At 73.4% G+C, this 14,648-nt stretch carries 14 protein-coding genes; 8 read left to right on the forward strand and 6 right to left on the reverse strand.

Going from position 1 to position 14,648, the window contains the following annotated elements; all coding sequences use genetic code 11:
- Positions 1 to 22: 22 nt before the first annotated feature.
- On the reverse strand, positions 23 to 223 hold the full coding sequence (locus F6X68_RS21875) for a DUF5999 family protein (protein ID WP_151456036.1): 201 nt from the start codon (positions 221 to 223) through the stop codon (positions 23 to 25).
- Between the two features lie 123 nt (positions 224 to 346).
- On the opposite strand from F6X68_RS21875, the gene F6X68_RS21880 reads away from it, so the two are divergent.
- Both F6X68_RS21880 and F6X68_RS21885 read left to right on the forward strand, forming a co-directional pair.
- The gene (locus tag F6X68_RS21880; RefSeq protein WP_151456037.1) at positions 347 to 1,549 is read left to right on the forward strand and encodes a chorismate-binding protein; all 1,203 of its coding nucleotides are present in this window, start codon (positions 347 to 349) and stop codon (positions 1,547 to 1,549) included.
- Positions 1,550 to 1,688: 139 nt separating this feature from the next.
- Positions 1,689 to 3,344, forward strand: a complete 1,656-nt coding sequence (locus F6X68_RS21885; RefSeq protein WP_151456038.1) for an L-lactate permease — start codon at positions 1,689 to 1,691, stop codon at positions 3,342 to 3,344.
- 22 nt (positions 3,345 to 3,366) lie between these two features.
- Here F6X68_RS21885 and pip read toward each other — a convergent pair whose 3' ends face one another.
- Positions 3,367 to 4,326, reverse strand: a complete 960-nt coding sequence (gene pip / locus F6X68_RS21890) for a prolyl aminopeptidase (RefSeq protein ID WP_151456039.1) — start codon at positions 4,324 to 4,326, stop codon at positions 3,367 to 3,369.
- A gap of 50 nt (positions 4,327 to 4,376) precedes the next feature.
- On the opposite strand from pip, the gene F6X68_RS21895 reads away from it, so the two are divergent.
- From F6X68_RS21895 to F6X68_RS21905, 3 genes are all read left to right on the forward strand, one after another.
- Entirely contained in the window at positions 4,377 to 4,931 is a 555-nt protein-coding gene (locus F6X68_RS21895; protein WP_151456040.1) for a MarR family winged helix-turn-helix transcriptional regulator, read from the forward strand.
- A 32-nt stretch (positions 4,932 to 4,963) separates the two neighbouring features.
- The gene (locus tag F6X68_RS21900) at positions 4,964 to 6,580 is read left to right on the forward strand and encodes an Ig-like domain-containing protein (protein ID WP_151456041.1); all 1,617 of its coding nucleotides are present in this window, start codon (positions 4,964 to 4,966) and stop codon (positions 6,578 to 6,580) included.
- 112 nt (positions 6,581 to 6,692) lie between these two features.
- Positions 6,693 to 9,392: a hypothetical protein gene (locus F6X68_RS21905; protein ID WP_225852351.1), complete on the forward strand. Its 2,700-nt coding sequence runs from the start codon at positions 6,693 to 6,695 to the stop codon at positions 9,390 to 9,392.
- Positions 9,393 to 9,413: 21 nt separating this feature from the next.
- On the opposite strand, the gene F6X68_RS21910 is transcribed toward F6X68_RS21905, so the two are convergent.
- Positions 9,414 to 10,232, reverse strand: a complete 819-nt coding sequence (locus F6X68_RS21910; RefSeq protein WP_151456042.1) for an ABC transporter permease — start codon at positions 10,230 to 10,232, stop codon at positions 9,414 to 9,416.
- Entirely contained in the window at positions 10,229 to 11,212 is a 984-nt protein-coding gene (locus F6X68_RS21915) for an ATP-binding cassette domain-containing protein (protein ID WP_151456043.1), read from the reverse strand. The genes F6X68_RS21910 and F6X68_RS21915 overlap by 4 nt, the downstream gene beginning before the upstream one ends.
- A 74-nt stretch (positions 11,213 to 11,286) precedes the next feature.
- Here F6X68_RS21915 and F6X68_RS21920 point away from each other — a divergent pair, with 74 nt between their 5' ends.
- Complete coding sequence (locus F6X68_RS21920) at positions 11,287 to 12,075, forward strand: TetR/AcrR family transcriptional regulator (protein WP_151456044.1); 789 nt, start codon at positions 11,287 to 11,289, stop codon at positions 12,073 to 12,075.
- 10 nt (positions 12,076 to 12,085) lie between these two features.
- Entirely contained in the window at positions 12,086 to 12,595 is a 510-nt protein-coding gene (gene def, locus F6X68_RS21925; protein WP_151456045.1) for a peptide deformylase, read from the forward strand.
- Between the two features lie 50 nt (positions 12,596 to 12,645).
- Here def and F6X68_RS21930 read toward each other — a convergent pair whose 3' ends face one another.
- The gene (locus tag F6X68_RS21930) at positions 12,646 to 13,422 is read right to left on the reverse strand and encodes a GNAT family N-acetyltransferase (protein ID WP_151456046.1); all 777 of its coding nucleotides are present in this window, start codon (positions 13,420 to 13,422) and stop codon (positions 12,646 to 12,648) included.
- A gap of 52 nt (positions 13,423 to 13,474) precedes the next feature.
- A complete protein-coding gene (locus F6X68_RS21935) occupies positions 13,475 to 13,843 on the reverse strand; it encodes a helix-turn-helix domain-containing protein (protein WP_151456047.1) in 369 nt (122 codons plus the stop codon).
- 100 nt (positions 13,844 to 13,943) lie between these two features.
- Here F6X68_RS21935 and F6X68_RS21940 point away from each other — a divergent pair, with 100 nt between their 5' ends.
- Complete coding sequence (locus F6X68_RS21940; protein WP_151456048.1) at positions 13,944 to 14,555, forward strand: malonic semialdehyde reductase; 612 nt, start codon at positions 13,944 to 13,946, stop codon at positions 14,553 to 14,555.
- Positions 14,556 to 14,648: the final 93 nt, after the last annotated feature.

A 14,648-nucleotide genomic window follows, 5' to 3' on the forward strand; every position in this document is an offset into this window, starting at 1 on the left:
GCGTGACTCAGCGTGACAGGGGTCAGGCGACGAGGGCGTGTCGGGCGGGGCCGCGGTGGGGGGCGATGCTGCTGCCGTCGGGGAGGAGTTCGCCGGTGTCCTCGAAGACGATGACACCGTTGCAGAGCAGGCTCCAGCCCTGCTCAGGGAAGCAGGCGAGGACTCGGGCGGCGTCCCGGTCGGTCGCTTCGGCGGAGGGGCAGGTGGGTTGGTGCTGGCACATCGGGTTCTCCGGACTGTGGGGGCACTGTGTCATGGTTCACATGACCAGTGACGCACAGTACCAAGCGAAAGTGGCCGGCATCGAGCAGGTATGCGCGTCGTTTTTCCGAAATCCACTGAACGGATGAGGCAAGATGGGCCGGACGGCGTGGACACGCTCCCAGGGCTGACGGTCGGTGCGCCGGGAGCGCCGGCCGGCTGCCGCCGTACCCTCGTCGAGCGGGCCCGCTGGCAGTGGCGGCCCGCCGACGGCGGCGACCCGGCGGCGCGGGCCGAGCAGTTCCTCGCCGCGCACGGCCTACCGCTGCACGACCTGGCCCGCCCCGCCGGCCACCACGACGCGGCCGGGGTGTGCGGGGCCGCTCTCTACGTCTCCGCGGCCGCCGGCGCCGCCCTGGTCGGCGCGCCGGCCGGCGCCGCCAACCCCGTGACCGGGCTGCCCGAGGTCGCCGTGGTCGTCTACGGCCACGGCCCGGGCACGCCGCCCGGCGCAGGCGCCGCCACCCCCGCCACCCCCTGGTGGCGCGGCACCTTCGCGGAGAGCTGGACGCCCCGCCAACACGCCGACGCCGTGACCGCGGTCCGCGCGGCGATCGGCCGCGGCGACGTCTACCAGGTCAACGTCGTCGGCCACGCCGCCGCCCGCTACACCGGCGACCCCCTGCCGGCCCTGAGCCGGCTGGCCGCGCTGCCCGGCGCCCGCTACGGCGGCACCCTCGCCGGGGCGGGCTGGGCGATCGGCTGCGCCAGCCCCGAGACCCTGGTGGAGCTGACCGACGGGCGGTTGATCACCAGGCCGATCAAGGGCACCCGGCCGGCCACCGCCGCCGGCCGCGCCGAGCTGCTCGCCTCGGCCAAGGAACGCGCCGAGCACGTGATGATCGTCGACCTGGAACGCAACGACCTGGCCCGCGTCGCCCGCACCGGCAGCGTGCGCGTCGACGAGCTGTTCGCCGTACGCCGGTGGTGCGACCTGTGGCAGGCGGAGTCGACGGTCTCCGCGGCGGTCGCCGACGGGCTCGGCCTGGCGGACCTGCTGCGCGCGGTCTGCCCCGGCGGCTCGGTCACCGGCGCTCCGAAGCTCGCCGCCCTCGACCGCATCGCCGCGCTGGAGCCGGTCGGCCGGGGCGCCAGCATGGGCGCGCTCGGCTGGGTCGCCCCGGGCCGCATCGACCTGGGCCTGACCATCCGCACCGCCGCCGTGGACGTCGAACGCGTGCACGTGTGGGCGGGTGGGGGCATCACGTGGGGCAGCGATCCCGACGCCGAGGTCGCCGAGGCCGCCGCGAAGGCCGCCCCGGTGCGCGCCGCGCTCGCCGGCGGCTGACCGGCGCGCCTCCCCCCGGCCGGTCGGCGCATCCGCCGGGCTGCGCACGTTGGAAGGGGCGCGCGCCGGCCGCGTCCGGTGAGATGGGCCGTACTCCACGCCACCCGGGCCCGGGGCGTGCGCAGCCGAGGCGGTCCCGATGTACCAGCAACCCCTGCAACCCGTCGGTGGGTCGCTCGCGCTGAGCGCCGCCTGCGCCGCGCTGCCCCTGCTCACCCTGTTCGTGCTGCTCGGAGTCGTGCGTACGCGGGCCTGGGTGGCGGCGTTCGGCGCGCTAGGCGTGGCGGTCGTGCTGGCCTGGTGGCTGTGGGGGATGCCGCTGCCGCAGACGCTGCTGGCCGCCGGTCAGGGCGCCACCTTCGCCCTCTTCCCGCTCGTCTGGACGTTCGGCACGGCGATCTGGATCCACCGACTGACCGTGCACACGGGGCACTTCGACACGCTGCGGCAGGGCTTCGCCCGGATCAGCGACGACCGCCGCGTGCAGGCCCTGGTGATCGCGTTCTGCTTCGGGTCGCTGCTCGAGGCCCTGGCCGGGCAGGGCACGCCGGTCGCCGTGACCACGGTCATGCTGCTGGCCCTCGGCTTCACCCCGCTGCGGGCGGCCGCCGTGGCGCTGGTCGGCAACACGGTGCCGGCCGCCTTCGGACCCCTCGGCCTGCCGATCACCACCCTCGCCGGCGTGACCGGGCTGCCCGCCACGGAACTGGGCATGATGGCCGGCCGGCAGGTCCCGGTGGTCGCGGTCGTCGTCCCGCTGGTCCTGCTCGTCGTCGCCGACGGCCGCCGGGGCGTACGCGAGCTGTGGCGTCCGGCGCTGGCGTGCGGCGGCGCGTTCGCGGTGGCCCAGTTCGTCACGGCGAACTGGCTGACGGCCGCCCTCGCCGACATCACCGCCGCGTTCGCGGGGGCGGGCGTCCTGCTGCTCGTCGTCCGCCGTGGCGCGGCGCGGCGGACGGTTGCCGTGCCGGTCGGCGGCGGGCCGCCGGAGCGCGCCGCCGGCGGGTTGTCGGAGCCTGACGCCGCAGGGCCGTCGGAGCCCGACGCGCCGGATCCGGCGGGATCGCGCTGGCGGGCGTACGCGCCGTACGCGACGATCGTGGCGGTCTTCGCCGTCTCCCAGGTGCCGGCCGTCAAGCGGCTGCTCGACGCCGGCACGCTCGCGTTCTCCTGGCCCGGACTGCACGTCGTCACCGCCTCCGGTGACCCGTCACCGCTGACGACGTTCCGGTTCGCCTGGCTCGCGGCCCCCGGGTCGCTGCTGCTGGTGGCCGGCCTGATCACGGTGGCGCTGCTGCGGGTGCCGCCGCGCGAGGCCGTCGGGCTCTACGGGCGCACCCTGTTCGAGCTGCGGTGGGCCGTGCTGACGGTGGTCGGGCTGCTGGCGCTGTCGTTCACCATGAACGCCTCCGGGCAGGTCGCCACGCTGGGCGTCTGGATGGCCGGCGCGGGCGGACTCTTCGCCGTGCTGGCGCCGGTGCTCGGCTGGCTCGGCGTCGCCCTGACCGGCTCGGACACGTCGTCCAACTCGCTGTTCGGCGCGCTCCAGGTGGCCGCGGCGCAGCGGGCCGGCCTCGATCCGGTCCTGTTGGCCGCGGCCAACGCCTCCGGCGGCACCCTCGGCAAGATGATCAGCCTGCAGAACCTCACGATCGCCGCCGCGGCGGTCGGACTCACCGGCCGCGAGGGCGACCTGTTCCGGCGGATGTTCGGCCCGAGCGTGCTGCTGCTCGCCCTGATGTGTGTGCTCATCGGGCTGCAGGCGACGCCTCTGCTGTCCTGGATGGTGCCGTAGCCGGCGCCGTACCCCCGGGTGGCTAGCGGCGCTCGGCGAAGTCGTCCAGCGCCGCCACGACCCGCTCCGCCATGCCGTTGGCGGATCCGTGCCCGGCGGTCTCCAGCAGTTCCAGCCGGGCGTCGGGCCAGGCCTGGGCCAGCTGCCACGCCACCTCCGGCGGGCTGCTGATGTCGAGCCTGCCGTGCAGCAGCACGCCGGGGATGCCGGCCAGCCGCCCCGCCTCGCGCAGCAGTTGCCCCTCCGGCAGGAAGCATCCGTTACGCCAGTAGTGGGTGACCAGCCGGGCCTGCAGCATCCGGAACACCGGGTTGTCGTAGCGGGGGTCGGGCCGGTGACCGGGGGCGGTGGCGACGTGGGTGTCCTCCCAGTCGCACCACTGCCGCGCCGCCCGTTCGCGCACCGCCGGGTCCGGGTCGGCCAGCAGTCGGGCGTACGCGTCGGCCAGGTCGCCGTCGCGCTCGGCCGGCGGCACGCCGTCGCGGAAACGCGCCCACTCGGCCGGGAAGATCCGCCCCATCTCCCGGGTGAGCCACTCGATCTCCCGTCGGGTGCCGGCGGTCACGCTGAACAGCACCAGCTCGCTGACCTGCCGCGGGTGCCGCTGCGCGTACGCCAGGGCGAGGGAGGCGCCCCAGGAGGCGCCGAGCACCAGCCAGCGGTCCACGCCGAGGTGTTCACGCAGCAGTTCGATGTCGGCGATCAGGTGGTCGGTGGTGTTGGTGGACAGGGCCACGTCCGGGTCGGCGGCGTGCGGGGTGCTGCGGCCGCAGCCCCGCTGGTCGAACAGGACCACCCGGTAGCGGGCCGGGTCGAACAGGGTCCGCCAGCCGGGCGTGCAGCCGGAGCCGGGCCCGCCGTGCAGCACCACGGCGGGTTTGCCGTCCGGGTTACCGCAGGTCTCCCAGTGCACGAGCTGCCCGTCGCCGACGTCGAGCATCCCGTGTGCGTACGGCTCGATCGGGGGGTACCGCTGCGCCATCGTCGTCCCCTTCGTGATCATCGATACAACAGCGCTGTTACATTAGCGGAGTGACAGCCGTACCTGAACGTGAGGCCCTGGGCACGCTGCTTCGGCACGTGCTCGACGTGCTCGACGGCGACGTCGCCACGGTCTACGCCGAACGGGGCCTGCCCGACTACCGGCCCCGGTTCTCGCCACCGCTGCGGGTGCTGGTCGCCGACGGCCCACTGCCCATCCGCGACCTGGCCCGCCGGGTCGGGGTCACCCACTCGGCGGCCAGCCAGACCGTCGCGCAGATGGCCCGCGCCGGCCTGGTCGAGCTGACCGCGGGGGCGGACGCCCGGCAGCGCATCGTGCATCTCAGCGACCGGGCCCGCGAGCTGCTGCCACTGATCGAGGCGGAGTGGGCGGCGACGACCGCCGCGATACGCGAACTGGACGCGGAACTGACGGTGCCGCTGGCCGGCGTGCTGCACGAGGTCCTCGCCGCGGTGCGCCGACGGCCGCTGCGCCAACGCATCGCCGACGCGGGCCTGCCGCCGGCCGCGCCACAGCGACGGCGGCAGACCCACCCGCAGGCCCCGCGTGCCGGCTCCGCACCCGATGTCGGCAATCTGTCCTGACGTGCACCGGCCGACGGTTGCAGACTGTGCCGGTGGCCATCACCCTCACCGTCCGCGTGGTCGACGCCAACCTCGGCGCGGTGCCCGGCGCGCTCGTCGTGCTCGACGCAGGGCAGGGGACCACGGACGCAGCCGGGCGCTGGAGCACCGTCGTGTCCCACCAGCCGACGGTGCCGCAGATCCGGGTCAGCCATCCGGCGTACGTCGCCGAGCGGGTGACCTTCACCGGAGACCTGCGCTCCGCCACATGGGACAACTCCCTCGCCCGCCGCGCGGTATCCGGCGACGACGTGACGATGACCGTGACGCTCGGGCGGATGGATCCGTCGCCCGTCGTCACGCTCTCTGACGCCGACGTCACGCGGATCATGGCCAGCAGGGGGCGCGACCCGAGGGCCGCACGGGTCGTGGGCTGGCCCAACAACCCGAGGATCCACACCTACGCGGGGCACTACAACAACACGCTGACGTTCCGTCAGGCCAACCGGGAGCTGTTGAGGCCCGCAGCCGCCGCCGAGAGCGACGCGGGTTGGGACCGGTTCGGCGAGAAGCGTGAGGTCACGGTCAACATCGCGGCGTTGAGCCGGTTCCACTTCCTGGAGTATGCCGCGACGCAGTCCGATCCGAAGTTCGTCGTCGCAGTGGTGTCGCCGAACCTGCCGGACCCGAAGCCCGTGACGAGTCTGGACTTCGTCGTCTACTGCAGCCCCAGCACCGGCGACTACACCGCCCGGTACCCGTACGGGCTGGTCAACGCCGCGGCGCCACTGCAGGAGTACCTGAACCTGGCCCGGAAGTACCTTCTCGACGAGGCCTTCTTCGCCTTCCAGTCGCTGGGCTGGGGCAACCGCTCGGTGCTGGTGATGCCGCTGTTCCCGCAGGGGCAGTGGGGCCCGTTCGCGACCGGCGAGGGGCTGCTGCGGATGTTGCGTGAGGTCGCGGTGTTCCTGCACCGGCAGTGCCGCACCAGCAGCCTCGGGCTGCGCAAGCCCGACGCCACCGCGCACGAGTTGGCCGGGCCGAACCTGCGGACGATCTTCCCGCCGCTCTACTCCGGTGACTTCGGCGCGGTGCCCGGCGTCGGGCAGGTGGCGGTCGCTGGCTTCAGCCAGGGCATCGGTGCGGTCAAGGCCCTCATGTCCGACCTCACCTTCCCGGTGGGGCTCAACTCCACGCTCTGGGGCGTGCCGATGGGTGGCGGCACCGACGGCCGGCGGGAGTGGGCCCGCGCGTTTCGCGAGGTGTGGGACCTTGACGGCCACCACAGCGGCACCGGCGGTTGGCGCGCCTACCTCGACCTGCTGCGGGTGTGGTTCAACCACGACCCGGGCCGGGTCGTACGCAGTTACCACTCGGGGGACACCGGCCCGCCCGACCCGCTGACGGACCCCCATCCGGTGTGGACGGACCTGCGCGGCGGCGGCCTCGACCTCGACCGTCCGACGCCACCGGCACGGGGCGCGTTCTGGGCGCGGCTGCTGCAGAACGCGCGCTGGACGGACCTGCGGGTGTCGAACCCGTACGTGGACGGCAGTTCGGGACCGCAGCTGCCGGTGTTCCTCGACCCGCACCACACCATCCCCCGGATCGGGTTCTCGCACGCCCTGTCGATGACCACACTCGGCCGGGCGGCCGCGACGCGTCCCTAGGCCGCCTGCGGCGGGACCAGGACAGACGGACATCCGATTACGGCAGGATGCGAGCCTGTCACCGATCGTACGATCCTGGCGTCACCCCCCGCGCATCGGCCGAAGGGGCATCATGGCGATCACCGTCACGTTCAGCGGCAAGGCTCCCCTCGCCGGGGCCGACCCCGGCTACCGGATCTGGTCCTACACGATCGAGCCCAACCCGCCCGGGGAGATCCCGGCCAACCAGCGGATCGCCCTCGGTCTGCCACACGACATGGACGTCCGGGACCCCAGCGAGTTCCCGAACACCCCCGCGCTGGCCAACATGTTCCTGGTCCGCGAGGCCGGCTCGTCGCGTCAGTACGCCGGCCGGGTCACCAGCTCGGCGGGCACGCAGACCGTCTCGTTCGTCGCGCCGGCCGCCGACGGCACCGCCGAGACGCTGCTGGTCAAGCTGGTGACCGGCCAGTCGCCGACTCCGCTGCCCTTCGCCAACGTCCCCGGCGGCACACCGGCTCCGGCGCAGGTGCTGACCGCGCCCGTCAACGGCCCGCCGGTGCACACCGGCCGGCCCCTGACCGCGTTCGCCGGCACCCTGCCGTACGCCAGCGAACTGTTCGGCATCTACCAGCCGCTGGCGGGCTGGTTCGGCATGCAGAGCGCGCTGCGCGTCGCCCACGGCGCCACCGACCGCGCCCTGGTGGACCTCGACCACGCATCGTTCGCCAGGGCCGAGGCCGCGAGCACCCTCGACGACGCGGCGCTCACCGCCCTGGCGGAGCACTTCGACGCCCCGATCCGTGGGGTGCTCTCGCCGGTCGGGCTGGTGAATCTCTTCCGGCAGTACTTCTTCGAGTTCGACACGTTTCTCGGTCCGCCCGCCGGGCACCTGTGGCTCAGCCCCGGCGGCACCGTGGAACTCGTCGAGACCAGCACGCGGCGCACCCTGGTCGAGAAGACCGCCGAGCAGTTCGAGGAGACCACCCGCAAGGTCGAGGAGAGCCTGACGGAGCAGGAGGACATCGCCAACGCGGTCAAGGAGGACAACGCCAACGACACCAAGCTCGGCATCAGCGCCTCCGGTGGCGCCAACGTCGGTGTCTACCACGCGGACGCCAGCGCCAGCTTCAGCCTGAACGCCACCGTGAAGCGGTCCTCGGAGGAGACCCACAAGCACTCCCGTACGCAGAGCGCGAAGGTCACCAGCGAGATCAAGAGGAACTACAAGACGACGTTCAAGACGGTGACCGAGAGCACCGACCTGTCGAGCCGCCGCTACCTCGTGCAGAACACCACGGGCAAGCTGGTGAACTACGAGCTGCGGCGCAAGATGCGCAAGGTCGGTGTGCAGGTGCAACACATCGGCGGGCGGCTGTGCTGGCAGGTGTACCTCCCCGGGCCGGGCCGCAACCTGGGCCTGGGGGATCTGGTGCACATCGTCGCGGCGCCGGACCTCACCGCCCTGCGGAAGCCGGAGCCGCCACCGCCGCTCGTGGCCAGGACGACCGCGTTCACCGGGACGTTCCCCATCCGGAAGGTGCGGGCCACGCAGGACCCGCCGGAAGCGAACATGGAGTTCGTGCACCACACCGCCCCGGACGCCGAGGGAATCACCGACCACGACAACGCCATCCACGCGGTGGCCCGCATCGACTTCACTCCGTCGCCGCCCGAGCGGGGCTACAAGCTGAAGGACGCGCGACTCGTCTCTGTCGCACCGGGTCGCGCGTTCGTGCCCGACCTGATCCGCACCAACCAGGAGCAGACCGGCTTCGCGGTCTTCGCGAAGTTCTTCCACTCGGGCGACCTCAGCCCGATCAGCCTGACCTTCGACGTCACGTGGGACCCACCGCAGACCAACGACGCCCACGACCGGTACAACGAGGAGTTGAAGGCCTACCAGGCGCAGGTGACGGAGCTGCAACGCACGGCGTACGCCTCGGCCGTGCGGGACCGGCTCGGTCTGCTCAGCGCCATGCGCCCACGGCCGTCGCAGGACCTGCGCACCGAGGAACGCCAGGCGATCTACGGGAGCCTGATCCAGAAGCTGAAGCCGTTCGACCTGTTCGCGGACCTGTATCTGGGCTCGGAGCTGCTCCGGCAGATCTTCGACGTCGACGAGATGCTGTACTTCGTGGCACCGGACTACTGGCGGCCCCGCGATGTCACCCCGCCGCCCACCACTGCGCCGGCGCCTGCCCCGCCCACCCACACCAGCCTCGGCAAGTACCCGGTGCGGGACCCGAGCGTCCTCGCGGACCGGACCGTGGTCACCTGGTACTCCCACACCGACAAGACGAACGCGATGAATCCGGACGGCACGGTCTCCGACGAGTGGCGGGTGAACTACCTCATCACCGAGCAGACCCAGCCGGCCCCCTCGGGGAGCTCGCTGGGCTGGTTGATCCAGGCCGACGGCGACGCGCGCCGCAACGAGTTCCTCAACGCCGCGTGGGCCAAGGCGGTCCTGCCCGTACGACCCGGGCGCGAACAGGCGGCGCTGGAGTGGCTCAAGCAGGCCAACGTGGAGGGTCAGGCGGCGCTGGGGCTTCCCTACCCGTTCCAGGAGGGCGATCCCGAGGAGTACCGGAACAAGACGGTCGGGCAGGTCCTGAACATCCTCGCGCTCAAGTTGCAGAAGGACAACACGCAGATCGCCAACACCCTCGTCGCCGAGAAGGTCTTCGAGACCGGGTTCGACCCGCTCGACGGCGGCTTCCGCCCGGCGGCCCCGTACGAGGTCTTCGACCAGTGGATCGAGGTGCTGCCCACCGACCAGGTGGTGGCGGTGGAGGTGAGCTACGACCCCAGGACCGGCCAGCAGCTGTGACGCCACCGGCTCGGGCCTCCGTCACCGGCCGAGCCCGCGGTACCGGCGTACCGCCAGGGGCCCGAACACGGCGGTCAGCAGCAGCGGCCAGGCCACGGCGAGCCCGACGGCGTGCTGCGCGGCGAACGACTCGCCGCCCCAGCCGGGGTTGCCGAACAGTTCCCGGCAGGCCGCGACGGTCGCCGACAGCGGGTTGTACCCGGCGACGGCGGCGAGCCAGCCGGGCATGGTGTCGGGGGAGACGAACGCGTTGGAGGTGAACCCGACCGGCCAGACCAGGATCTGCAGCACCACCACCGACCCGGGTGCGCGCAGCACCAGCGCCAGATGGATGCCGACCCAGATCAGGGCGAAACGCAGCAGCAGGAGCAGCCCGACGGCGGCCAGCGCCGCCGGTGCCCCGGCCCGCCACTGCCAGCCGACGGCGACCCCGCAGGCGAGCATGACGACCAGAGCGGCGGCGCAGTGCAGCAGGTCCGCGGCGGCCCGGCCGGTGAGCACCGCCGAGGGCGTCATCGGCAGGGACCGCAACCGGTCGGTGACGCCGCGCGCGGTGTCGGTGGCCACGGCCGCGTACGTCGACTCGACGCCGAAGAGCACCGTCATGGCGTACATGCCGGGCAGCAGGAACTCGCGGTAGTCGCCGCCGCCGGGCACGCTCATCGCGCCGCCGAACAGGTAGCCGAACATCAGCACCATCAGCACCGGGAAGAGCAGCCCGACGACGAACTGCCCGGGTTGGCGCCGCCAGTGCGCCAGCGCCCGACCGGTGAGGGTGACGGTGTCGGCGACGGCCCAGCGCAGGCGCTGCGGCACGGGGTGCACGCCCGTCGTGCTCATGCGCCCGCCCTGTCCTCGCCGGGGCGGGTGGTGGGGGAGTGGCCGTCGGTGAGCCGCAGGAACACCTCGTCGAGGGTGGGGCGGCGCACCGCGACGTCGGCGGCGGTGAGGCCGGCGTCGTCGAGGGCCCGCAACACGGCGGCCAGCGCGGCCACCCGCCCGGTGACGGCGACGCTGAGGCGCAGGCCCGCCGCGTCGACGAGCGGGGTCGCGGCGACGGCGGCGCCGACGACGCGTACCGCCCGGTCCAGGTCGTCGGCGCGGGTCAGCACGACGTCGACGCGGTCGCCGCCGAGCGCGGTCTTCAGCTGCTCGGGGGTGCCGTCGGCGACGACCCGCCCGGCGTCGACGACCCGGACGGTGTGGGCGAGCTGGTCGGCCTCCTCCAGGTACTGGGTGGTCAGCAGCACGGTGGTGCCGCCGGCGACGAGCCGGCGCACCGCGTCCCACACCTGGGCCCGGGCGCGCGGGTCGAGGCCGGTGGTGGGCTCGTCGAGGAAGAGCACCGGCGGGTCGAGGATCAGGCTCGCCGCGAGGTCGAGGCGGCGGCGCATCCCACCGGAGTATGTGCCGACCGGCCGGTCGGCGGCGTCGGTCAGGTCGAAGCGGGCGAGCAGGTCGGTGGCCCGGGCGCGGGCCCGCGCGCCGCCGAGGTGGTGCAGCCGGCCGAACAGGACCAGGTTCTGCCGGCCGCTGAGCACCTCGTCGAGCGCGGCGTGCTGGCCGACCAGGCCGATGCGGGCCCGGACCCGCTCGGGGTGGCGCAGCACGTCGGCGCCGGCCACCCGCGCCGCGCCGGCGTCGGGCCGCAGCAGGGTGCTCAGCACCCGTACCGCCGTGGTCTTGCCCGCCCCGTTCGGGCCGAGCAGGCCGCACACGGTGCCGGCGGGCACCGTCAGGTCGAGGCCGGCGAGGGCCTGCGTGCCGCCGTAGCGCTTGCGCAGTCCCTCCGCCTCGACAGCCGGTCCGTCGTGGTGCATCGGAGCCCCTCCACCCACTCGACTCGTACGCCGTACCGTACGGCATACGGTACGGCGGACGATACAGTGCCGGGATGACGACCGAGTACAGCGGCACCGGCGACCCCGCGCGCAGCCTCGCCCTGCTCTGGCGTACCCGCGAACGCACCAGCCGCAAGGGCCGGCCCGACCTGTCGGTGGACCGCATCGTGCGCGCCGCCATCGAGGTGGCCGACGCCGAGGGCCTCGCCGCCCTGTCCATGCGCCGCGTCGCCGAACGCCTCGGCGTCGGCACCATGTCCCTCTACACCTACGTCCCCGGCAAGGGCGAACTGCTCGACGTCATGCTCGACACCGTCTACGGCGAGACCGCCCGCCCCGACGACGTGCCCGGCGGCTGGCGGGAGCGGCTCACCCACGTCGCCCGCGAGACCTGGGCGCTCTACCTGCGCCACCCCTGGCTGCTGCAGGTCGCCACCACCCGCCCCCCGCTGGGCCCCAACGTCATCGCCCGCTACGAGTACGAACTGCACGCCGTCGACGGCATCGGCCTGACCGACCTGGAGATGGACGCCGTCGTCACCCTCGTCTCCGGCTACGTCCACGGCGCCGTGCGCAGCGCCGTGGAGGCCGCCCAGGCCGCCGCGCGCACCGGCATGACCGAGCAGCAGTGGTGGCAGGCCCACGCCCCCTACCTGGAGAAGGCCCTCGACCCGCGCCGCTACCCCCTCGCCGCCCGCGTCGGCACCGCCGCCGGCCAGGAGTACCAGGCCGCCGCCAACCCCCACGGCGCCTTCGAGTTCGGCCTGGCCCGCATCCTCGACGGCATCGAGGTCCTCGTCGCCACCCGCCCGGACGCCGCCGCCACGACCGGCGAGCGATAACCTGGCCGACATGACGATGCGCCCCATCAGGATCATCGGTGACCCCGTGCTGCGCACCCCCAGCGAGCCCGTCACCAGCTTCGACGCCGAACTGCGCGCCCTGGTCACCGACCTGATGGACACCCTGCTCGGCGCCCCCGGCCGCGCCGGCGTCGCCGCCCCCCAGATCGGCGTCAACGCCCAGGTGTTCGTCTACGACGCCGACGGCCACCGCGGGCACCTGGTCAACCCGACGCTGGAGGTGTCGGAGGAGTTGCAGGACGACGACGAGGGCTGCCTGTCCATCCCGGGGCTCTACTTCCCGACCACGCGCGCCCTGCACGCCACCGCCCACGGCTTCGACCAGTACGGCGAGCCGTTGACCATCTCCGGCAGCGGTTTCCTCGCCCGGGCCCTGCAACACGAGACCGACCACCTCGCCGGCCGCCTCTACGTCGACACCCTGCGCGGCGACACCCGCCGCAAGGCGCTGCGGGAGATCCGCGCCGGCCGCTTCGCCTCACCCAGCCGCCGCGGCTGACCCGCCCGCACCCTGCACGCCCCCGACGCCCTGGTCGTCGGGGGCGTGACTCACCTGTCGTGGGCGCGCAGCGCGTACTCGCCGTAGTCGGCCACCCGGGTGAAGCCCAGCCGCCCGTAGAGCCGCAACGCCGCCGCGTTGTCCGCCTTCACGTTGAGCGTGACGTGCGTGACGTGCTCGCGCAGCCGCCGGCACAGCGCGGCCACCACCGCCCCGGCCAGCCCCCGCCCGCGCAGCCGGGGATGGGTGGTCACGTTGCCCAGCGCCGCCACCCGGTACGCGGGGGAGAACACGTGCACCCCGGCGACCGCCACCAGCTCACCGCCGTCGCGCACGCCCACGTACTGGCCGGTGTCGAGCATCCGCGGGTCGAACCAGTTGCCCGGGTAGGCCACGTCGTACAGCCGGCGCAGCGCCGGCAGGTCGCCGGCGTCCAGCACCGATCCCGCCGGGGTCACCGTGTCCAGCCGCGCCGCGTCGGTCAGGGCCATCCGGTGGTGCGGGCCGGCCGCGTCCATCCGGAACATCCCGGCCAGGGCCGGCTCCAGGCCGGGGGACAGGTGCGCCCACAGGCGGGCCGGCAGCACCGGCGCCATCTGGCGCAGCAGCGCCGCCAGCCGGTGCACCCGTGGCGGGGCCGCGAACGCCAGCAACGTGGGCGGGTCCGCACCGTGGTAGAGCAACGCCACCTCCTCGTCGCGGCGGAACCAGGAGGTGTACGGCCAGAAGAAGTCGTCCAGGTCACCGAGCTGGTACGCGTGCAGCACCGGGTCCCGCCCGAGCAGCGCGGCCAGGACGGTCCGGTCGTGTTCGGCGCGTACCGGCATCCGCCGATGATCACACATCCGGCGCGGGGCGCTCCGCCCGACGCCGGCGTGCTCAGCAGCCCGACGGGGTGGCCGCCTCCGGCTCGGCGGGAAGGTTCTCGTGCGCCCACCGGCCCAACGCGTCGAGCACCGGCAGCAGTGCCGCGCCCGGCCCGGTGAGCTCGTAGCTCACCCCCACCGGGGGGCCCTGCCGGACGCTGCGGCTGACCAGCCCGATCCGCACGAGCTCGCCCAGCCGGTCGGAGAGCACCGACTCGCTGATCCCGGGCAGGGCGCGGGTCAGCTCGGCGAACCCGGCCGGCCCGTCGGCGAGGGTGCTCAGGAGCATGCCGTTCCACCGCTTGCCGAGAAACGCGAAGGCCCGGGCGACGCCCCCGTCACACGTGCGGGGCGTGTCGCCCACCTGTGGCCTGACCGTCATGACCTCAGGATACGGCGGACATCCCCCGAACAAGGGACTAGTAAAAAGCTAGCTGCTACCGTTACCGAAGCAAGTCCGCCGATTCGATGGAGACACCCCGATGACCGACGTCCACTCGCCCCTGATCAACCTGGACCCCGAGGCCCAGGCGCTGCTGTTCACCGACGCCCGCACCGCCAACACCTTCACCGACGAGCCGGTCACCGACGAACAACTCCAGGCGATCTTCGAACTCGCCAAGTTCCCACCCACCGCCGCCAACACCCAGCCCCTGCGCATCCTCTACGTGCGCCCCGGCGACGCCCGCACCCGCCTGGTCGCCCACATGAGCGAAGGCAACAAGGCCAAGACCGCCAGCGCCCCCATGGTCGCCGTACTCGCCGCCGACACCGACTTCCACGAGTTCATCCCGCAGGTCTTCCCCATCCGGCCCCAGATGCGCGACGACCTCGCCGACAAGCCCGAGGCCCGCGAGCGCATGGCCCGCTTCAACGCCACCCTCCAGATCGGCTACTTCCTGCTCGCCGTCCGCGCCGCCGGCCTCGCCGCCGGCCCCATGGCCGGCTTCGACGCCGCCGCCATCGACCGCGAGTTCTTCGCCGACAACACCTGGAAGACCCTGCTCGTGGTCAACATCGGCCGCCCCGGCGAGAACGCCTGGTTCCCCCGCCTGCCCCGCCTCGACTACACCGACGTCGTCCGACACGCCTGACCCGCCGACCACCGGGGGACCGACGAGCAGTGGGTGGCGACCGTCAGGCCGCCACCCACTGGTCGAAGCCCAACTTGCCGACCAACGCCAGCA

It is taken from the genome of Micromonospora sp. AMSO12t (assembly GCF_008806585.1).
Lineage (GTDB): Bacteria > Actinomycetota > Actinomycetes > Mycobacteriales > Micromonosporaceae > Micromonospora > Micromonospora reichwaldensis.